Origin of the sequence: Celeribacter sp. SCSIO 80788 (assembly GCF_051054295.1) — a bacterium.
In the GTDB taxonomy this organism is placed as follows: Bacteria; Pseudomonadota; Alphaproteobacteria; order Rhodobacterales; family Rhodobacteraceae; genus Celeribacter.
In genome coordinates this window covers 3,109,769-3,130,000 of record NZ_CP150482.1, presented here as the reverse complement: position 1 = coordinate 3,130,000, position 20,232 = coordinate 3,109,769, and the positions used below count along the sequence as shown (strand labels likewise).

The following is a 20,232-nucleotide window of genomic DNA, read 5'->3' as shown; positions in this document are numbered from 1 at the left end:
GGCCAGAACACTCAAGCGAGCACACTCAAGCGAGCGCCGCCTCAGCTGCCGCACCCAACCGCAACAGCCGTGCTTCGCTCATCGGCGGCGTTTGCAGGATCACGCCACAGGACGGAACCCCGGTCGGAAGTGTAAGCGCGGTCAGCCCCATCAGGTTGCCGACCCGCGTATTGCGCAGCGCCAGAAGGTTTTCGGTGACGTAATACTCCGCATCCGTCATCAGCCGCTCCGCATTGGGCGGCAGGATCGGCGCGGTCGGCAGGATAACGGCGTCATAGCCCGCCGTCGCCGCAAGATAGTCCGCCCGCAGATGCGCGAGTTTTTTCCAGCCCGCGACGAAATCCGCGCCGTTAAACGCGCCCCCTGCCCGGAATCGGTCGAGAATGCGCGGGTACATCGCATCGGGATTGGCCTCGATCACCGCGCGCCATTCGGCATAGGCCTCGGTGGTAAACAGAATGCCCGCCAGATCCATGGCCTCTGTTACCGCCGGTATCTCCGCGCGCGTCACCTCAGCCCCCGCCTCCCGGAACTTCTGGACCGCCGCCTCAAACGCATCCAAGGGCGCATCGCGGATGTCGTCGAACACCACGTTTTCAAGCACGAGCAAACGCTTGCCCTTGAGCGTCGCGCCTTTCAGATCCGGCGCAGGCGAGCCGTCGAGAATGGCGAACACTTCTGCGGCATCCTCCACCGTCTTGACCAGTGGGCCGATAGTGTCAAACGCCGCCGCCAGAGGCACAACGCCCTCCAGCGGAATACGCCCCGCGGTGGTTTTCAATCCGACAAGATCGTTCCAAGCAGACGGAATGCGCACCGACCCGCCGGTGTCCGACCCGATCGCACCGGGCGCGAGGCCAAACGCCACAGACCCCGCCGCCCCCGAAGACGACCCGCCCGACACGGCGGCATGGTCATTGACGCAGGGCGTCGTGGCCGTCACCGGGTTGAGCCCCAGCCCGGAGAACGCCAGTTCCGACATATGCGTCTTGCCCAGAGCCACCAGCCCCGCGTTCGTTGCGCGCCGGAGCACTTCGGCGTCCCTCAATGGCACGCGGTCCTTGAGCAACGCCGATCCGGCCTCCGTCGCCACGCCCGCCGTGTCGAACAGGTCCTTCCACGACACAGGAACCCCGTCCAAAAGCCCGCGCCGCACCCCGTCGCGGGCACGCCCATAGGCCGCCTCCGCCTCCGCCATGGCGCGGTCTTCCATCATCCGCGCATAAATCCGATCCGCAAAAGGATGCGCCTTGGCCATATCCAGAAACGCCGCCGCCAGATCGCGCGGATCGACATCGCCCGTGCCGATGGCCCGCCCCAGATCGCTCATGCTCATCTCTGTATACTCGACCATCGTCCGCCCTTTCCTGTTGCCGTCGCAAAGTAGCGGCGCAGGAGCGCATGGACAATCCCGTCTCGCGCGTCATATTTGCGACAAGGAGGCTCTCATGACCCAGAACACCATGCCCAAAAGCGATCTCATCATTGTCGGCGGTGGTTTGAACGGCCCTGCTCTGGCGCTGGCCTCGGCGAACGCGGGCCTGACCGTGACCCTGATCGACAGCCTGCCGAAGCGCCTTCGCATCGGCGATGAATTCGACGGGCGCGGTTATGCGCTCTCGCTCGGGTCCTACAAGCTGATGAAAGCCATCGGCATCTGGGGCAAGGTGGCGGCGCATGCCCAGCCGATCCTCAACGTAAAAGTCACAGACGGCAAACCCGGCGAAGGCCCCGCGCCTTTCATGCTCGAATTCCGCGACGGCGAGATCGACGAAAGCCCGATGGGCTACATGGTCGAGGACCGCTATATCCGGCAGGCCTTTCTTGAGGCGCTCGACGCCCAGCCGAAAATCACCCAGGTCGAAGGCGAAGTCACCGCGCAAGACGTCACGCTGCATGGCGCGACAGTCACACTGAGCGATGGCACCGACATCTCCGGAAAACTGATCGTCGGCTGCGACGGACGCCAATCCGGCACCGCCCAGCGCGCCGGGATCAAACGCACCGGCTGGGGCTATGGCCAGACCGCGCTGGTCTGCGCGATCTCGCACGAGCTACCCCACAACGGCGCTGCTCATCAGTATTTCCTGCCCTCCGGCCCGCTGGCGATCCTGCCGCTGCCGGGCAATCAAAGCTCCATCGTCTGGACCGAGAAAGACAAACTCGCCGCCGAGATTCAGGCGCTCTCCGACGAAGATTACCTCGCCGTTCTGCGGCCGCGTTTCGGGGATTTTCTGGGCGAGATTTCACTGGCCGGGAAACGCTTTACCTATCCGCTGAACATCACCTTGGCGAATGCCTTTACCGCCCCGCGCATCGCCCTTGTCGGCGATGCAGCGCACGGCATGCACCCGATCTCGGGTCAGGGTCTGAACGCCGGGCTCAAGGATGTCGGGGCTTTGACAGAGGTTCTGGTCGAGGCGCATCGGCGCGGCGAAGACATCGGACGCGAAGACGTTTTGGCGCGTTACGCGCAATGGCGACGGTTCGATGTGGCGACGATGGCGCTGATGACCGACAGCTTCAACAAGCTGTTTTCCAACGACAATCCCTTCCTGCGCGTGGCGCGGGACATCGGCATGGGTGCGGTGAACGCGATGGGCGGGCTGAAACGCGCCGCAATCCGCGAGGCGGCGGGGGTCAATGGCGACATCCCCAAACTGCTGCGCGGTGTGGCGCTTTGAGCGCTTGAGTATTTCGGCTGCAAAGGAAACGGGCGCTCAGTCTTCGAGTTTGCGCGCCTCTGACACCAGCATGATCGGAATGCCGTTGCGGATCGGATAGGCGAGGCCTGCGGTTTTCGAAATCAGTTCCTGTTTCTCCGCATCATAGCTCAAAACGCCATGGGTTTGCGGGCAGACCAGCGCCTCGATCATCCGGCGGTCGAAAGTCGGTTGGGCATCCATCACATCATATCCTCGTCAGAGCCGCCATGCAGCGCGAATTCCATCAGCGTTATAAGCGTTTCGCGGCGGGTGGAAAGGGAGGGCGCTTCCAAAAGCGCCTGTTTGTCCTCGGGGCTGAACGGGCAGAGCATGGAGAGCGAGTTGATCAGCAATTCGTCTTCGGCCTGCCCGAGGCTTTCCCAATCGGTGCGCAATTCCTCTTCGCAGAAATAGCGTTTCAGCAGGTCCATGAAGGGTTTGCGCATTAGCCCCGGATCGTGTTCCGGCGCGCCGAGATCGGCCACGAAATCGGACCAGTCCACGGTGAATTTGCGATAGGGGCAAAAGCCGGTGGTCTCCGCCAGAAGCCGGAACCGCGACACGCCGGTGAGCGTGATCATGTAGCGCCCGTCCTCGGTCTCGGAAAACGCCGTCAGACGTCCGGCACAGCCGATGGTGTTGAGCTTTCCGGCCCCCGCCCCGCTGCGCGGCTGGATCATGCCGATCAGTCGCGCGGGCGTTTTCATGCAATCTTCGATCATCTGCAAATAGCGCGGCTCGAAAATATGCAGCGGCAGACGAGACCGGGGCAACAAAAGTGCCCCGGGCAGTGGAAAGACGGGGATCGTCTCGGGAAGATCGGCTGCGCTCAACATGGTCTAAAGTTAGAACGCAAACGCGATCAGGCAAACAGCATCGACGACAATTTCCGACGTCCGTTCAGAACGATCGGATCGCTGGGTTTGAGGCTGTCGAAAATTTTGAACAGTTGCTCCTTGATCGCGCCATCGTTCCACTCACGATCCTGTTTGAACGCCGCCAGAAGCGTTGCGACGGCCTCTTCGACCTGCCCTGCGGCATGTTGCGCCACGGCAAGATCAAACCGCGCCTGCATATCGGTCGGGTCGGCCTCGACCTTGGCCGCCAGTTCCGCCACGGGTCCGGCGTTTTCCGCCTCGCGCGCCAGAGCGATCTGGGCATGCACCGCCTCAAGCGCTGCGTCATGCGAGACCTCGGCAGGCGCGCCGTTCAGCACGGCTTCGGCCTGATCCAGCTCGCCTTTCGCGAGATGACATTTGGCAAGACCGGCATAGGCCCCGGCCAATTTGTCGTCTTCCTCGAGGATCGCCGCATAGGTCTGTGCCGCGTCGTCGATCTCACCGGCTTCGAACATTTCGTCGGCGGCTGCGACCGCATCGGCGAGGCTTTCGTCCACGCTCAGCGCAGCGATTTTGGTCACGAATTCCTTGACCTGCGACGGCGGCAGCGCACCTTGGAACCCGTCCACCGGCTGCCCTTTATAAAAGGCATAGACGGTCGGGATCGACTGCACCCGCATCTGGCCTGCGATCATCTGGTTTTCGTCGACGTTGACCTTGGCCATCTTGACCTTGCCACCGGCGGCCCCGACCTCGGCTTCGAGAGCCGGGCCGAGCTGACGGCAGGGGCCACACCAAGGCGCCCAGAAATCGACAATCACAGGGGTTTCCTGAGAGGCATCAATCACCTCGGCCATGAAATCGGCCTCGGTAACATCTTTCACATATGCGCCGTGCGCGGCGCCGTTGGTTTGTCCGAGATCCATTGTCGGTTCTCCCCTATCTGTTTGGCGTTCTATATGCGCCTTCATGCATGAGTTTTAAAGATCGAACGTCGCAAAGACCGGCGCGTGATCCGACGGTTGGTTCCATCCCCGCGCGGCGCGCAGAACCCGGCTGCCATGCGCCGCGTTCGAAATATCCCCGGTCGCCCAGACGTGATCGAGCCGCCGCCCCTTGTCCGCCGCACTCCAGTCTTTCGCCCGGTAAGACCACCACGAATAGAGCAGGCCTTCGGGAATATCCTGCCGTGTGACATCGACCCAGCCACCCGCATCCTGCGTCTGCGCCAGATGTTCGACCTCGACGGGGGTATGCGACACGATTTTCAAAAGCTGCTTGTGGTTCCAGACATCGTCCTCACGCGGGGCAATGTTGAGATCGCCGACAAGGATAGATTTCTCCGGTTTCCCGGCATGAAACGCATCGCGCATCTCGGTGAGATAATCGAGCTTCTGGCCGAATTTCTCATTCACCTCGCGATCCGGGACATCGCCGCCCGCAGGCACATAGAAATTGTGGATCGTCACACCGTTTTCCAGACGCGCCGCCACATGGCGCGCATGTCCGAGCCCGGCGTAATCCTCGGCACCGGCCTCTTCGAGCGGCAGTTTCGAGAGGATCGCAACCCCGTTGTAACCCTTCTGCCCGCGCGCCACCATGTGCGTGTACCCAAGCGCCCGAAAGCCCTCCATCGGGATTTTTTCCACCGGCGATTTGCACTCCTGAAGGCAGAGCACATCGGGCGCCTCCTCTTCCAGAAGCTTCAGCACGATCGGCTCGCGCAGACGCACGGAGTTGATGTTCCAGGTGGCAAGGGTAAAGGGCATGGCGGGTCCTCGGATCAGATTTACGCCGAACCCTACCCGTCCGTCCGGGCCGTGACCACCCGAAAGCCGTGCAAACCCGTCTCTCAAAAAAATGCCCGGCACAAAGGCCGGGCGTAAGTCGAGGGACGAGGGACTGCACATCATTTCCCCGATGTGCGAGGGGTCTTCAGGGGATCAACGCAGGGCGGGCACAAAAGGTTCCCGCCTCGCGCCAAATCTCAGGACGCCAGACGATAGCCGCCCGCCTCGGTCACAAGAATGCGCGCATTCGAGGGATCGGGTTCGATCTTTTGCCGCAGCCGGTAGATATGGGTTTCGAGCGTGTGCGTCGTCACACCGGCGTTGTAGCCCCAGACCTCGTGCAGCAACACATCACGCGGCACCACGCCTTCGGTCGAGCGATAGAGGAATTTGAGGATATTGGTCTCTTTCTCGGTCAGGCGGATTTTCTTGTCGTCCTCCGTAACCAACATTTTCTGCGCCGGTTTGAACGTATACGGTCCAAGCTGGAAAACAGCCGCCTCCGATTGCTCATGGGTGCGGAGCTGGGCGCGAATGCGGGCCAGAAGCACCGGGAATTTGAACGGCTTCGTGACGTAATCGTTCGCGCCGCTGTCGAGCCCCAGAATCGTGTCCGCATCCGTATCATGCCCCGTGAGCATCAAAATCGGACATTTCACACCGGATTTCCGCAGTCTTTTGCAAAGTTCGCGCCCATCCGTGTCGGGCAGGCCGACGTCGAGGATGATCAGATCGTAATGTCCTTCCTTCGACTTCTCCATGCCCGCAGCGCCGCAATCGGCTTCGAACACGTCGAAATCTTCGGTCATCACAAGTTGCTCGCTCAATGCCTCACGCAGATCGTCATCGTCGTCGACGAGCAGGATTTTCTTGAGAGTGGCCATCGCAGTGACCTCCTTTTGTTGTGCCTTGTCCGTGATCTGAGCGTGACGGCGGTAAAGAACAAGATTTGCAACAAAGCTCTCACGCAAGCGTGTCAAATCACCGCGAAATGTTTCACTTTATGACAAAGATCGCTACATCAGAGCTCTGACACGACAACGGACCGCCGCCATGAGCCTTGCCCCCACCCTCTCCGAGATCATCGCCCGCGCCCGCGCGGACATGCGCATGGGGGTGCCGGTGGTGCTCCGCTCCGAGGTGGGCCATGCGCTCGCCGTCGCCGCCGAAGACCTTTCGACCGAGCGTCTGGGCGATCTGCGCGCATTGGGCGAGGCCTATCTCGCCATCACCGCCCGGCGCGCCGAAACCCTCTCCGCCCGCGCCTATGATTCCGATCTCGCCCGTCTGATCCTGCCGACTGACGCCGATGTCGACTGGATCAACGCGGTGGCCGATCCCGCCGACGATCTCACCCATCCGATGAAAGGCCCGTTCCGCTCTTTGCGCGGCGGCAATGCGATCTGCGCCCGCGCCGCAATTGCGCTGGCGAAATCCGCCCGCCTTCTGCCCTCCGCCGTCATGGTCGATGTCGAAAACGGCTTCGAGATCGCCGCCGCCAACGGGCTCACTGTCCTGCCGGTCGAAGCCGCTCTGCCGTTGATGGCCGATCTCGCGCCGCTGCACGATATGATTCACGCCCGCGTGCCTTTGATCGCCGCCGAGAAATCCCGCGTGCATGTGTTCCGCCCCGAGGACGGCGGCGAAGAGCATTATGTCGTCGAGGTCGGTCGCCCGGATCGCAGCAAACCGGTTCTCGCCCGCCTGCACTCCGCCTGCTTCACCGGCGATATTTTCGGCTCTCTGAAATGCGATTGCGGCCCGCAGCTTCACGCCGCGCTCAACCAGATGGGCGAAGAGGGCGAAGGCATTTTGCTCTATCTCAATCAGGAAGGCCGCGGCATCGGCCATGCCAACAAGATGCGCGCCTATTCCTTGCAGGATCAGGGCTTCGACACGGTCGAGGCCAACCATCGCCTCGGCTTCGAGGACGACGAGCGCGATTTCCGCATCGGGGCAGCGATTCTCAAAGAGATGGGGTTCTCTGCCGTGCGGCTCCTGACCAACAACCCGAAAAAAATCGCCCGGATGGAAGATCAGGGCCTCACCGTCACCGAACGCGTGCCGCTCAAGGTCGGCGAGAATCGGTTTAACGAAGCCTACCTCGCCACCAAGGCGCGCAAATCGGGGCATTTGCTGTGAGCAACGGCCCGATGTTCAAAGCCACCGACATTGTCGTCACGCGCTGGGGCGCCCGCTTCATGGGCCGCCGCTTTCCCTGCTCCATCGGCAAGGGCGGCATCTCCGACACCAAGCGCGAAGGCGACGGCGCAAGCCCGCGTGGCAGTCACGCCCTTCCCGCACTCTATTATAGGGCCGACCGCATTCCCGCGCTGAACGGAGACAAGATTCACGTCGGCGATCTCTGGTGCGATGCGGGCGATCATCCCGCCTACAACCATCTCGTGCGCGCGCCGTTCAAACCCAGCCACGAAAAAATGCGCCGCGCGGATCGTCTCTATGATCTGGTGATCATCACCGATTGGAACTGGCCGAATGCCACGCCGGGAAAAGGCTCCGCCATCTTTGTCCACCGCTGGCGCAAACCGCGTCACCCGACCGAGGGCTGCGTCGCCTTCCGCGCCGATCACCTGCGCTGGATCGCCGAACGCATCACGCCCGCGACACGATTGGTCATTCGCTAATCTAAGTGTTCAGGGGTCCGACGGAAGTCCGACAAAAGTCCGACGTTTTGCCGACACTGAAAATCGTCAGGAATAATCCCGTTCACCGAAGATCGCGGACCCGACCCGAACGTGAGTCGCGCCCTGTGCAATCGCGGTTTCGAAATCGCCGGACATGCCCATGGACAGGCCTGCAATCTGATTCCGGTCCGCGATTTTTTTCAAAAGCGCAAAATGCAGCGATGGCTCTTCCTCGGCGGGCGGAATGCACATCAGCCCCTCGACCGTGAGCCCCAGATCACGACACTCTTGTATAAAGGCATCGGCTTCCGCAGGCATCACCCCCGCCTTTTGCGGCTCCTCACCGGTGTTCACCTGAATGAAAAGACGCGGGCAATGGCCCAGTTCTTCGGCGAGGCGGGCAATGGTTTTCGCGAGCTTCAGACGATCCACCGTGTGAATCACATCGAACAACTCCATCGCCTGCCGCGCCTTGTTGGTCTGCAACGGTCCGATGAGATGCAGCTCGACACCGTCGAAGCGGTCCTTGAACGCGGGCCACTTGCCAGCGGCCTCCTGCACCTTGTTTTCCCCGAAAACCCGCTGCCCTTCTTCGAGCACCGCCTCGACGCGTTCATTGGGCTGAACCTTGGAAACGGCGATCAAAGTGACGCTTTCCGGCGCACGCCCGACACGTTTTGCTTCGGTTTCGACCCGATCCTTGATCTCGGCAAGCCCCATATCTGCCTCCTTAAACGGTGCAACCCACATTCCTTGGTTTTCTTATGCCGCAGGGAGCATCCCATGCAACAGGTGTGTGGCTAAGTTGCATCATTTTTCAGAGAGCTATGCCCGCCACCTCGCGTTTTCTTGACCCAAAGCCCGCTTCGGCGCATTCCTCTGACCATGTGTCGGGTAAGCCGGCATGCCTGATATTCAAAATTCCACGAGGGAAAAAATGAAAAATATCCTTCTTTCTTCCGCAGCGATCGCCCTTCTTGCTGGCGCCGCTTCCGCTGAAGTGACCTGGTCCGGTGACGCAGAAATCGGCTACAACGACGATTACCACGACGGCTTCTACTACGACGCTGGCCTCTACGTGAACCTGTCCCAAGAGCTGAACAACGGCTGGACCGCGTCCGCTTCGCTCGACATCGACCTCGAGTCCACGACCGACAGCACGTTCTCCATGGGCACCGTCGACTCCTCTGACTGGGTTGTCTCCCTGTCCAACGACATGTTCTCCCTGTCCTTCGGTGACGTCGACACCGCTTACGCCTCCTTCTCCGGCGTGTCCGCGCTCTACGACAACGACTACTTCGCTCCGTTTGATGAAGCGGACGACTACTCCGACGACGAAGACGCAACTGCTGGCGTGCTCGTCACCGCTGAGTACGGCCAATTCGAAGGCGCCCTGTCCTTCGTGATGGTTGACGACGCTGAAGGTGAAGGCACCAACGACGGCGACCTCGAAAACGCCCAACTCTACCTCGGTGGAGACTTCGGCGTTGTGACCGCAGGCGTGTTCTACGACGACGAGCTGATGGGTTACGAAGACGCTAGCCTGACCGCCCTGACTCTCGGCACCTCCTTCGGCGGTGCAGAAATCACCTTCACTGTTGCAAACATTGACGTGGACGGTCTGCTCGACGAAACCGGCTACGGCATCGACGTTTCCTACCCGATTGGTCCGGTTACGCTCGGCGCTTACTATGCCACCTACAACTTTGACATCGCTGGCATTGACGATGACGCCTACGGTGTGTCTGTTGACTATGCTGATGGTCCGATCACCATTGCCGCTTACTACGAAAACATCGCCGATGAAGAAGAGTACGCCATCGAAGGTGCTTACGACTTCGGCATGGGCCTGGTTGTGACTGCCGGTTACATCGACGGTGATGACACGGACGACAACGACTTCGCGTCTTACATCGTGGCTGAGTACGACCTCGGCGGCGGCGCGTCCTTCCTGGCGTCTTACGCTGATGCGACCAACTACGACGAGTCCGGCGACCTCGACGACATCGACACCGGTGTTGGCGGCTACGAGCTGATGTATGGCACCACGCTGGCTCTGTCCTTCGCCTTCTAATTCTTAGAAGTTCAGAAGAACAAAAGATTGGGCCGTCCTTCGGGGCGGCCCTTTTCTTTTCCCGCACGCTTCCCTGCACTTGGGGCCTTGTCCCTTGGCCCGGCGGGCGATACGGTTGCCGCGATGTCTTGAGAGGGAGCGCTTGATGTTTCGCCCAACCCATGTACTGGCCGCCTCTGTGGCCGCGATGCTGACGCTTTCGGGCTGTGGCGCATTCGATTCCGTCGGTTCTGTCGGCGACAGCTTCGGCTCCCTGCCGTTTTCCGGCGGCAAGAAAGAGACCGTGGTGACCACAGACGGCGCCACGCAGACCGTAGACACGAAATCCACCGGTCAGGTCGTCGAAATCCCGAACGGCGAGACCATCGTGATCGAAAACCCGAAACGCCGGACCCTTTTTGGCGGCGGGCGCGGATCGGTGTCCGACTCGGTTCAGGTCAACAAATACATCTGGAACGCAGCACTCGACGTGCTCTCCTTCCTGCCCGTGCAAGAGGCCGATCCCTTTACAGGTGTGATCATCACCGGCTATGGCACGCCGCCGGGTAGCGGGCGCGCCTATCGCGCGGTGATCCATGTCACCGATCCGGCGCTGGATGCCCGGACGTTGAACGTGTCGCTCTATACCAAGGGTGGTGCGGTCAGTCAGGACACCATTCAGGCCGTCGAGGACGCGATCCTCACCCGCGCACGACAATTGCGCGCGGGCAAGTGACACCCGGACAAACAAGCCCTCTGGACCCCGGAGAGCCAAGGATTTATGACCACGCCGGGCCTCCTGCCCGGCGTTTGTCTGAGACGAAGGATGTGAACATGAGCCGCTACGCGCCCAGCGAGATCGAACCGAAATGGCAGTCTGCCTGGAATGAGGCCGACGTGTTCCTCGCCAAGCGCGACGAGAGCAAGCCGAAGTACTACGTGCTTGAGATGTTCCCCTATCCGTCGGGTCGCATCCACATCGGTCACGTCCGCAACTACACGATGGGCGACGTGGTGGCGCGCTACAAATCCTCCACCGGGTTCAACGTGTTGCACCCGATGGGCTTTGACGCCTTTGGCATGCCGGCGGAAAACGCCGCGATGGCCTCAGGCGGGCATCCGAAGACATGGACCTATAACAACATCGACACGATGGTCGATCAGATGAAGCCGCTGGGCCTCTCGATCGACTGGACCCGGATGTTTGCCACCTGCGACCCGGAATATTACGGACAACAGCAGTCGATGTTCCTCGACATGCTGGAAAAGGGTCTGGTCTATCGCAAGAACGCCACCGTGAACTGGGACCCGGTCGATATGACCGTTCTGGCGAACGAACAGGTGATCGACGGCTGCGGCTGGCGCTCCGGCGCGCCGGTCGAGCGCAAGGAACTCACCCAGTGGTTCTTTAAGATCTCCGACTATTCCGAAGATCTTCTGCAAGCCATCGACCATCTGGACAACTGGCCGGACAAGGTCAAAACGATGCAGAAAAACTGGATCGGCAAATCGCGCGGTCTTCAGTTCGCGTTCTCGCTCACGAACGCTCCCGCGCATCACGACCGAATCGAAGTTTATACCACCCGTCCCGACACGCTGATGGGCGCGTCTTTCGTGGGCATCTCTGCCGATCACCCGCTGGCCAAAGAACTGGCCGCCGAGAACCCGGAGATTGCCGCCTTCTGTGAGGAATGCCGCAAAGGTGGCACCACGGAAGAAGCGATTGAGAAGGCCGAAAAACTGGGCCTCAACACCGGTCTGACCGTGCGCCATCCCTTCGACACGTCGTGGGAATTGCCGGTCTATATCGCCAACTTCATCCTGATGGATTACGGCACGGGCGCGATTTTCGGCTGCCCCGCGCATGACCAGCGCGACTTTGATTTCGCGACCAAATACGGCCTGCCGATCAACTATGTGTTCGAGCCTGCCGATGGCGCGCTCAATGACAAAGAGGCCTTCGTGCCGCTGAAATCCGAGACCGTGAAATACATTCGCGGTTTCGCGGGCGAGGAGCTTCAAACCGGCGAGCAGGGCGTGAACAGCGCTGTCGATTTCTGCGAATCCAACGGTGTGGGCCACGGCGTGACCAAGTTCCGCCTGCGCGATTGGGGCCTGTCGCGTCAGCGCTATTGGGGCTGTCCCATCCCGGTGGTGCATTGCGAGGCTTGCGGCGTGGTTCCGGAAAAGAAAGAAAACCTGCCGATCGAGCTGCCCTTTGACGAAGACGGCAAGGCGATTGATTTCTCCATCCCCGGCAACCCGCTGGACCGCCACCCGTCCTGGCGCAACACGACCTGCCCGAACTGCGGCGGCGCAGCTCTGCGCGAGACCGACACGATGGACACCTTTGTCGACAGCTCTTGGTACTACGCGCGTTTCACCGCGCCGCATGCCACGACGCCGACGGTGAAAGAAGACGCCGAGTATTGGATGAACGTCGATCAGTATATCGGCGGCATCGAACACGCAATTCTGCACCTTCTCTATTCCCGTTTCTTCGCCCGTGCGATGAACGAGACCGGCCACCTGCCCGACAGCGCGCGCGAGCCGTTCGATGCGCTCTTCACCCAAGGCATGGTGACCCACGCGATCTACAAGACCCAAGGTGCGGATGGCCGTCCGAAGTATCACTATCCGGAAGAGGTCGAACTGCGCGACGGCAAGGGTTTCCTGAAAGATGGCACCGAAGTCGAGATCGTCCCCTCCGCCAAGATGTCCAAGTCCAAGAACAACGTGGTGGACCCGGTCGAGATCATCAAACAATTCGGCGCCGACACCGCGCGCTGGTTCGTGCTCTCCGATTCTCCGCCGGAGCGCGACGTGGAATGGACCGCCTCCGGCGCCGAAGCCGCCAGCAAACACCTTGGCCGCGTCTGGCGTCTGGCCGCCGAACTCGATGCCACGCCGGAGCAAGGCACGGGCGACGAGGAACTTCTGCGCGCCACGCACAAGGCGATGTTCGAGGTCACTCAAGGCATCGAAAGCTTTGGCTTCAACGCCTCGATCGCCAAGCTCTATGGCTTCACCAACACGATCTCCAAGTCTCAGGCGGGTCGCGAGGCGAAACGCTTTGCGCTCAAGACCATGGCTCAGCTTATGTCCCCCATGACGCCGCACCTTGCGGAAGACATGTGGTCCATGCTGGGTGGTGAAGGGCTTGTCGCTCAGGCCGCCTGGCCAGTGCCGGATGAGGCGATGCTGGTCGAGGATACGGTGACACTGCCGATCCAGATCAATGGCAAACGCCGCGACGAAATCTCCGTTCCCAAGGATATGCCGAAGGAAGAGGTTGAAAAGCTGGTGCTGGAAAACGATGCTGTGAAAAAGGCGCTCGATGGCGGGTCGCCGAAGAAACTCATCGTCGTACCGGGCCGCATCGTCAATGTCGTCATTTGATCGCAGAACCTTCCTGATCTCGCTCGCAGCCCTCACGGGCTGCGGCTTTTCCCCGGCTTACGGGCCGGGGGGCGCCGGGGCTTTGCTCCGTGGCAAGGTCGATATCGACGCGCCGTGGGATCGCGAAAGCTACAATCTGAACAAGCGGCTGACCGAACAATTCGGCTCCTCGGAGACGCCACTTTACCGGCTCGCCTATAAAATCTCGACCTCCGAGTCGCAGGTTGGCATCACCCGTGATCAGGAAATCCTGCGCTATCATGTCGAAGGTCAGGTCAACTATACGCTTCTCGACATCGCAACCGGACAGCCTCTCATCGCGCGCTTCGTCTCCAGCTTCACCAGCTACTCCGCCACCGGCTCGTCGGTCGACACGCTGACCGCGTCGCGCGATGCCTATGCCCGGCTCATGGTGATCCTCGCCGATCAGATGGTCAGCCAGATCATCACCCTTGCAGCGCCCACTCCCGCCGAATGAAACTCGCCGCCCGAGACGCCCTGTCCTATTTCGCCAAACCCGACCCGGGCAAAGCGGGGGTGCTGCTCTATGGCCCCGACGCCATGCGGATCGCGCTGCGCCGCCAAGAGGTGATCGAGGGGCTGATCGGCAAGCAGGGCGAAGAGGAAATGCGACTGACCCGGATCGCCGGGGGCGAGTTGCGCAAGGACAAGACGCTTCTGCTCGATGCCATCAAAGAACAGGGGTTTTTCCCCGGTCCGCGCGTCGCATTTGTCGAAGACGCCACCGATCAGGTCAGCGACACGGTGAAGGACGCGCTGTTCGACTGGCGCGAGGGCGATGCCCAGATCGTCGTCACCGCCGGTCAGCTCAAGGCCACCTCGAAACTGCGCAAGCTGTTCGACGGCCACCCAAGCGCCTACGCCATCGCGATCTATGCCGATCCGCCTTCGCGTGCGGAGATCGAGGCGACGCTCGGCAAGGCCGGGGTTGGCAACATTTCGCGTGAGGCGATGACAGACATTGAAGCCCTCGCCCGCATTCTCGATCCCGGCGATTTTCGCCAGACTCTTGAGAAACTCGCGCTCTACAAGATCGGCGACCCAAGCCCTGTGACCAGCGAGGATGTCCAGAACTGCGCGCCTGCGACCACAGAGGCCGAGGTGGACGACATGCTCAATGTGGTGGCCGAGGGGCGGGCAAACGAACTGGGGCCGCTGATGGTGAAACTGGCAGGGCAAGGGATCGACCCCGTTGCGCTTTCGATTTTCACCATGCGCCATTTTCGCAGCCTCCATGCCGCCGCCTCCCACCCGAATGGGGCCTCCGCCGGCATCGCGGCCGCCCGTCCGCCGATTTTCGGCCCGCGGCGCGACCGGATGACCCGGCAGGCTTCGAACTGGGGCATGTACAAACTCGAAACCGCGCTCGGCATTCTGACCGACACGGACCTGACCCTGCGTTCGGCCTCGCGTGCCCCGACCATGGCGGTGATGGAGCGGGCGCTCATTCGGCTTGCCATGTTGGCGCAACGGCGCTGAGCGCAAACGCAGTTTGAACGGCGGCAAAAACATCCCAGATTGGAACAAAAGGAGCCGCACATGATCCCCTATTCCCTTCTCGATCTTTCTCCCGTCCCCGAAGGCGTTTCCACCGCACAAGCGCTGAAGAACTCCGTCGATCTGGCGCAACATGCCGAGGACTGGGGGTATAACCGCTACTGGCTGGCCGAGCATCACAACATGCCGGGGATCGCTTCGGCAGCGACCGCCGTGGTGATCGGGCATATCGGGGCGCATACGACACGGATGCGGATCGGTGCGGGCGGGATCATGTTGCCGAACCACGCGCCTTTGCAGGTGGCCGAAGCCTTCGGCACCCTGCGCGAGCTTTACGGAGATCGGATCGACCTCGGCGTCGGACGCGCGCCCGGGACGGATATGCCGACGGCGCGCGCGCTCCGGCGCAATCTCATGCCCGGTCACGCCAATGGCGAAACCTTCCCACAAGATGTGCAGGAGCTGATGGCCTATCTCGGCGACATGCCCGAGGACGCCGCCGTGCGCGCCTTTCCCGGGACCGGGACCCATGTGCCGGTCTGGATGCTTGGCTCCTCGACCTATGGCGCGGAACTGGCCGCGCTTCTGGGCCTGCCCTATGCGTTTGCCTCGCATTTCGCCCCCGCCGCTCTGGATCATGCGGTGAAGATCTATCGCGATCTCTTCCGCCCCTCCGAATATCTCGACAAGCCCTATTTCATGCTCGCGACCAATGTTTTTGCCGCCGAAACCGTCGAGGAAGCGGTCTATCTGCGCTCCTCGATGATGCAGACCTTCGCCAATCTGCGCATGGGCAAGCCCGGCAAGCTGCCACGTCCGGTCGAGGATATTTCTTCCGTCGTTCCCTCCCGGTTCCTTCCCGCGCTCGATGCGATTTTCGCCGTTTCTGCGACCGGCACGAAAGCGATGGTCAAGGACAAGATCGGCGCGCTGATCGACCGCTACCAACCGCAGGAAGTGATCTTTGCCGCCAACATTCACGACGCTCAAAAACGGCTGCGTTCTTTCGAGATCGCCTCCGAGGTCATGAAAGGCGTGTAAGTGCACCCTGCCCGGCCAGACGCCCGGTCGCGAGACAGGCGGTCAAAAGATAGCCGCCTGTCGGGGCATCCCAATCGAGCATCTCTCCGGCAAAGAACAAACCCGGTCTTGTGCTGGATTCGAGCCTTTCTGACAGGCTTTCAAAGCGTACGCCACCGGCGGTCGAGATGGCCTCGTCCATCGGGCGCAGCCGGGCATCAGGGATCTTGAGCGCCTTCAGCGCACTCACAAGATCAGCGGGCTGTGGTCCCGCAATCTCCATCACAAGCGCAATTTTTACCGGCGAGAGACGCAGCACACGTTTGAGAAAATTCGTCAGGGTTTCTTTCTGTTTTCGCTGGATTAGGGTCTGTTTTAATTTCTCATCCCCCCAATCCGGCAAAAGATCGAGCAGCAATGGCGCCCCCTCGCGCAACCCGCGCGTCACCGCATAAATGCCGCCGCCTTCAAGACCGTGTTTTGAAATCACGAATTCCCCACGGCTTTCATATCGCCCCGCAGTCAGCTTTACCCCCTTAACGGGCTTACCGAAATGACGCGCCATGTAAGGCGTCCATTCAAGCAAAAGCCCGACATTCGAAGGCGAGAAAGGCGCAATTTCGGCATAGGGAGACACCATGTCGACCCAAGCTCCATTCGAGCCTAATCTGGCCCAACTTGCGCCGCCAAGGGCGAGAATGACGGTTTTGGCATGAACGGAAACGCCCCCCTGCGGCGTCTCGAACTCCACGGCATCCCCTAGGTTAACCATACGCCAGTTGCGCTTCAAAGAAACGCCCTGCTCCTCCAAGCGTGTAAGCCAGGCCCGCAACAAAGGGGACGCCTTCATCGTCTTGGGAAACACCCGGCCAGACGAACCGGTAAACATCTCTTGGCCGAGCCCCTCGGCCCAAGCGATCGCCTCTTGCGCACCAAACCCCTCAAGCGCGGCGCAAAGGCTCGGATGCAGCGGCGCATAAGCGTTCAGGAAAGGCGCCATCGGCTCGTTCTTGGTCAGATTGAGGCCCGACTTCCCGGCCATAAGAAATTTGCGCGCGGGCGAGGGTTTCGCCTCCGCCACCATGACGGAATGCCCTGCGGCAGAGATCACCTCCGCCGCCATAAGACCGGCAGGCCCCGCGCCGACGACCAGAGCGTCGACCTGTTCTGTCGCCCGGGTCACGGGCGGATCAGCGCCTTGATCCCCGCGATGTGATCAGGGGAGGCGGCCAGCGGAGTCTCTGACAGGTCAGCGATGGCGGCTCCCTGATCGGCGGCGGACACCAGACGGTCCACCAAGCCCCAGGACAGAGCTTCATCGGCGGTGATCTTTTGCCCCGCCATCAGAATCATCTTGGCCCGTGCCGGTCCGATCAGCGTCACCATGCGTTTCGGGTCCGACGGCTGTGGCAGGAAACCGAGCTTCATCACTGGGTAAAAGAATTTGGCTCCCGGATCGGCGAGTCTGAAATCACAGGCCAAGGCCATGCCAAAGGCCCCGCCCGCCAAGGTGCCATTGAGCGCCGCAATCGTAAGACAAGGCAAATCGGCAATCGCCCCGGACAGGTCCTCCCACAACGGAGACGTGGCAAGCCCCGCCCGCGCCTCGTCGAGATCAGCGCCTGCGGAAAACACCTTGCCAGCCCCCGTGAGCACGAACACCTTCGCCGCGCTTCGTGCCTCCTGCGCGATCCCGATCAGATCGGACAACATGGCAGAGGTCAGAGAATTGGCCTTTTCAGGCCGGTTCAGGGTCACAGTCCAAAGCGCGCCGTCACGGGTCAGGTCTATCATGCGATCAATCCAAGTTGGCGGCGGAACGCTTCGTCCCGCAGTTGCAATTCCTCGCCCAAATGCGTGTCGGCCTCAGCCCCGCACATCCACAAAAGCGCGCGCGCTGGCCAGTCCGGCGGAATGTGATCGGACCAGTCGAGTTTGCTCACGGCATTGATGCCAGAGGCCTTGATCTCCCGCTGCATCTGGGTCGCAACCGTACCCGGAGACAGCCCCATGGCCCGAATGCCATGGTCGCGCTCTTCGAGATCGAGCATCGCGGTCAACATTGCCGCCCCGGCTTTCGAGCTGCAATAAGCGCTCCAACCCTCGATTGGCCGATGCCCAGCCCCGGAAGAAACTGTCAGGACAGTGCCGCCGCCGCGCGCCACCATCTCCGGCACGATCCGACGCATGGCGTAGAACACACCTTTGACATTGATGTCGATGAGGCGCGACCAATCGTCCGGGTCGACCTCGGCGAGCGCGCCGATCGGGTCGATCACCCCCGCGTTGTTGACCAGAATGTCGATCGGGCCGAGATGCTCCTCGACCTTTGTCACCGCCTGATCGAGTTCGGCGTAGGAGGAAATATCGCAAGGCACGGCCAAGGCCTTTGGCCCGAGTTCTCCAGCAATCCGTGCAATATCGGTAGCACTGCGCGCGATCAGCGCGACGTTCGCCCCTTCGGCGGCAAAGAGCCGTGCGGTCGCCTCGCCGATCCCCCGGCTTGCCCCGGTGATCAAAGCGGTCTTCCCCATCAGTTGCGACATGATCCAACCTCCCTCGTTTCAGGGGAGTTTATGCCGTGAACTCACCGGGTTCCAGTCTTGACCCCTCAGGCAAAGCAGGAAACTGTGGGCGCAACTGTTTGAGGAGATTTATCATGCGTTCCATGTTCTGGGCCTCCGCGCTCGCCACGACTTGCCTCACCGCAAGTCCTGTTTTTGCCGATGTCACACCTGAGGAGGTCTGGGCGTCTTACCAGGACATGATGACCAGCATGGGCATGACCCCCACGGCCGAAGTGAGCCGTGACGGCGACACTCTTGTCGTGCGCAACATGGTCTACAGCATGAACATCGACATGGGCGAGGCCTCGGTCTCGGACACCACCACCGTACCCGAGATCCGGTTCCAGGAACGTCGCCGCGGCACGGTCGCCATGTGGTTCCCCGAACCGATGACTTCGGTCATGACCGCACCGACCGAGCCCGGCACGGAGGAAGGCGACACCGTCGAGACCCGCTCCACCGTGACCTATATCGGCGAGGCCATCGTGTCCGGCTCCCCCAACGATATGCTCTACACCCTCGAGGATGCCGCGATGACGATGTCCTCCGAACCGGTGGTGGTCGATGGCATGACGGTCCAGCCCGGGGTGACCGGAAAATTCGCTGGCATTTCCGGCACTTCCACCGTGGTCCGCAAGGGCGACAGTCTGTCCTCCGACATGGACCTGACGGCCGCAACGCTGACCTATGACGTGGACCAGATCGACGACGGCGAAGGCAGCACCATAGATATGGGCTTGATCGGCAATACGCTTGCGATCAAGGGCTCGATCCTTCTGCCCCAGGCCAGCAGTGACAACATGATCGCGACTTTGCTCGGCCAAAGCACCATGGATGTCGCCATGACGATGGCGGACAGCTCCTCCTTCGTGAAAATCACCGGGGAGGAACCGTCTTCTAACATGGACATCCGGGCCGCGACCGGCGCGTCCAATCTGGACGTCACGCTCAAAGGCGGCTCGATCGGCTATGATGTCGCGGTTGGCGATCTCGATGTCACCGTCGCCGGTGCGCAAATCCCCGGTGGGCAGGTCGCCGTCTCCTTGGCAGAATATTCCGTAGCGTTGCTGTTCCCGCTGGCCGCCTCCGAAGAGGACCAGCCATTCAGCGCCAAGATCGGGTTCAAGGACCTCGTCCTGCCGGAGATCGCCTGGATGATCGCCGATCCGACCGGCCAGCTTCCGCACGATCCGGCAAACCTGCGCCTGGCCTTCGAGGGCACCCTGAACAGCGACGTCGACCTGTTCGATTTCGAGACCCTGATGGCGCTCGAGGAAGAGGACGCCGAAGAGATGCCCTTCGAGGTGAAAACCCTTGCCCTGCCGGAAATTTACCTCGCACTTGCCGGTGCGAGCGTGGCGGGGAATGGTGCGGGGCATTTCCTCGATCAGGAGCCTCAGATGCCCGGCGGCATGCCGCCCTTTGCCGGCAAGCTGAACCTGACGCTGAACGGCGTAACCGATCTGATCACCAAGCTCTCCTCCACCGGCATCCTGCCGCCGGACACCGCCATGTCGGCGCAGATGATGCTTGGCCTGTTTGCCCGTCCGGGTGCAACACCGGGTGAGTTGGTGTCCGAGATCGAGATGACCGAAGACGGTGCAATCATCGCCAACGGCCAGCCGCTGCCGTTCTGAGACACCAGAAAGACGGCGGGCCGCTTGCGTGACGCGCGCAAGCGGCCTAATTGCATCTG

The 20,232-nt window shown here is 61.4% G+C and carries 20 protein-coding genes; 10 read left to right on the top strand and 10 right to left on the bottom strand.

The annotated features are described in order from the left end of the window. Window positions 1-25: 25 nt before the first annotated feature. Window positions 26-1,354 (bottom strand): amidase, encoded by a 1,329-nt coding sequence (locus tag V1471_RS15745; protein WP_434289957.1) that lies wholly within the window; start codon window positions 1,352-1,354, stop codon window positions 26-28. A 94-nt stretch (window positions 1,355-1,448) separates the two neighbouring features. Here V1471_RS15745 and V1471_RS15740 point away from each other — a divergent pair, with 94 nt between their 5' ends. Then, window positions 1,449-2,684, top strand: a complete 1,236-nt coding sequence (locus tag V1471_RS15740; protein ID WP_434289956.1) for an FAD-dependent monooxygenase — start codon at window positions 1,449-1,451, stop codon at window positions 2,682-2,684. Window positions 2,685-2,720: 36 nt separating this feature from the next. Here V1471_RS15740 and V1471_RS15735 read toward each other — a convergent pair whose 3' ends face one another. The 5 genes from V1471_RS15735 to V1471_RS15715 form a co-directional block, all read right to left on the bottom strand. After that, window positions 2,721-2,906 (bottom strand): Trm112 family protein, encoded by a 186-nt coding sequence (locus V1471_RS15735; protein ID WP_066704610.1) that lies wholly within the window; start codon window positions 2,904-2,906, stop codon window positions 2,721-2,723. Further along, the gene (locus V1471_RS15730; RefSeq protein WP_434289955.1) at window positions 2,906-3,541 is read right to left on the bottom strand and encodes an LON peptidase substrate-binding domain-containing protein; all 636 of its coding nucleotides are present in this window, start codon (window positions 3,539-3,541) and stop codon (window positions 2,906-2,908) included. Before V1471_RS15730 ends, V1471_RS15735 begins: the two co-directional genes overlap by 1 nt. 26 nt (window positions 3,542-3,567) lie before the next feature. Next, complete coding sequence (locus tag V1471_RS15725; RefSeq protein WP_434289954.1) at window positions 3,568-4,470, bottom strand: tetratricopeptide repeat protein; 903 nt, start codon at window positions 4,468-4,470, stop codon at window positions 3,568-3,570. A gap of 54 nt (window positions 4,471-4,524) precedes the next feature. Continuing rightward, window positions 4,525-5,313 (bottom strand): exodeoxyribonuclease III, encoded by a 789-nt coding sequence (locus V1471_RS15720; RefSeq protein ID WP_434289953.1) that lies wholly within the window; start codon window positions 5,311-5,313, stop codon window positions 4,525-4,527. A gap of 218 nt (window positions 5,314-5,531) precedes the next feature. Next, window positions 5,532-6,218, bottom strand: a complete 687-nt coding sequence (locus tag V1471_RS15715) for a response regulator transcription factor (protein WP_066704619.1) — start codon at window positions 6,216-6,218, stop codon at window positions 5,532-5,534. A gap of 169 nt (window positions 6,219-6,387) precedes the next feature. Between V1471_RS15715 and ribA the strand changes: the two genes are divergently transcribed. Next, a complete protein-coding gene (gene ribA / locus V1471_RS15710; RefSeq protein WP_434289952.1) occupies window positions 6,388-7,476 on the top strand; it encodes a GTP cyclohydrolase II in 1,089 nt (362 codons plus the stop codon). An 11-nt stretch (window positions 7,477-7,487) separates the two neighbouring features. Further along, a complete protein-coding gene (locus tag V1471_RS15705; protein WP_434290957.1) occupies window positions 7,488-7,979 on the top strand; it encodes a L,D-transpeptidase family protein in 492 nt (163 codons plus the stop codon). A 66-nt stretch (window positions 7,980-8,045) separates the two neighbouring features. Here V1471_RS15705 and V1471_RS15700 read toward each other — a convergent pair whose 3' ends face one another. Next, window positions 8,046-8,699, bottom strand: coding sequence for a YggS family pyridoxal phosphate-dependent enzyme (locus V1471_RS15700; protein WP_434289951.1), 654 nt, complete (start codon window positions 8,697-8,699; stop codon window positions 8,046-8,048). A gap of 184 nt (window positions 8,700-8,883) precedes the next feature. Here V1471_RS15700 and V1471_RS15695 point away from each other — a divergent pair, with 184 nt between their 5' ends. The 6 genes from V1471_RS15695 (at window position 8,884) to V1471_RS15670 (ending at window position 15,990) form a co-directional block, all read left to right on the top strand. Beyond that, window positions 8,884-10,053: a porin gene (locus V1471_RS15695; RefSeq protein ID WP_434289950.1), complete on the top strand. Its 1,170-nt coding sequence runs from the start codon at window positions 8,884-8,886 to the stop codon at window positions 10,051-10,053. Between the two features lie 145 nt (window positions 10,054-10,198). Next, entirely contained in the window at window positions 10,199-10,768 is a 570-nt protein-coding gene (locus tag V1471_RS15690; RefSeq protein WP_434289949.1) for a DUF3576 domain-containing protein, read from the top strand. 98 nt (window positions 10,769-10,866) lie between these two features. Further along, window positions 10,867-13,431, top strand: a complete 2,565-nt coding sequence (gene leuS, locus V1471_RS15685; RefSeq protein ID WP_434289948.1) for a leucine--tRNA ligase — start codon at window positions 10,867-10,869, stop codon at window positions 13,429-13,431. After that, a complete protein-coding gene (gene lptE, locus V1471_RS15680) occupies window positions 13,418-13,909 on the top strand; it encodes an LPS assembly lipoprotein LptE (protein WP_434289947.1) in 492 nt (163 codons plus the stop codon). The genes leuS and lptE overlap by 14 nt, the downstream gene beginning before the upstream one ends. Next, window positions 13,906-14,931, top strand: a complete 1,026-nt coding sequence (gene holA / locus V1471_RS15675) for a DNA polymerase III subunit delta (RefSeq protein WP_434289946.1) — start codon at window positions 13,906-13,908, stop codon at window positions 14,929-14,931. The genes lptE and holA overlap by 4 nt, the downstream gene beginning before the upstream one ends. A 60-nt stretch (window positions 14,932-14,991) precedes the next feature. Continuing rightward, complete coding sequence (locus V1471_RS15670) at window positions 14,992-15,990, top strand: LLM class flavin-dependent oxidoreductase (RefSeq protein WP_434289945.1); 999 nt, start codon at window positions 14,992-14,994, stop codon at window positions 15,988-15,990. Here the strand turns inward: V1471_RS15670 and V1471_RS15665 are convergent. Genes V1471_RS15665 through V1471_RS15655 form a run of 3 tightly spaced genes read right to left on the bottom strand, consistent with a single transcriptional unit; the run spans window position 15,974 to window position 18,515 of the window. Further along, window positions 15,974-17,152, bottom strand: a complete 1,179-nt coding sequence (locus tag V1471_RS15665; protein ID WP_434289944.1) for a TIGR03862 family flavoprotein — start codon at window positions 17,150-17,152, stop codon at window positions 15,974-15,976. The two genes, V1471_RS15670 and V1471_RS15665, sit on opposite strands and share 17 nt — an antisense overlap. After that, complete coding sequence (locus V1471_RS15660; RefSeq protein WP_434289943.1) at window positions 17,149-17,763, bottom strand: enoyl-CoA hydratase/isomerase family protein; 615 nt, start codon at window positions 17,761-17,763, stop codon at window positions 17,149-17,151. The genes V1471_RS15665 and V1471_RS15660 overlap by 4 nt, the downstream gene beginning before the upstream one ends. Next, entirely contained in the window at window positions 17,760-18,515 is a 756-nt protein-coding gene (locus tag V1471_RS15655; RefSeq protein WP_434289942.1) for an SDR family oxidoreductase, read from the bottom strand. Before V1471_RS15655 ends, V1471_RS15660 begins: the two co-directional genes overlap by 4 nt. Window positions 18,516-18,628: 113 nt before the next feature. On the opposite strand from V1471_RS15655, the gene V1471_RS15650 reads away from it, so the two are divergent. After that, window positions 18,629-20,173: a hypothetical protein gene (locus V1471_RS15650; RefSeq protein ID WP_434289941.1), complete on the top strand. Its 1,545-nt coding sequence runs from the start codon at window positions 18,629-18,631 to the stop codon at window positions 20,171-20,173. The last annotated feature ends 59 nt before the right edge of the window (window positions 20,174-20,232 follow it).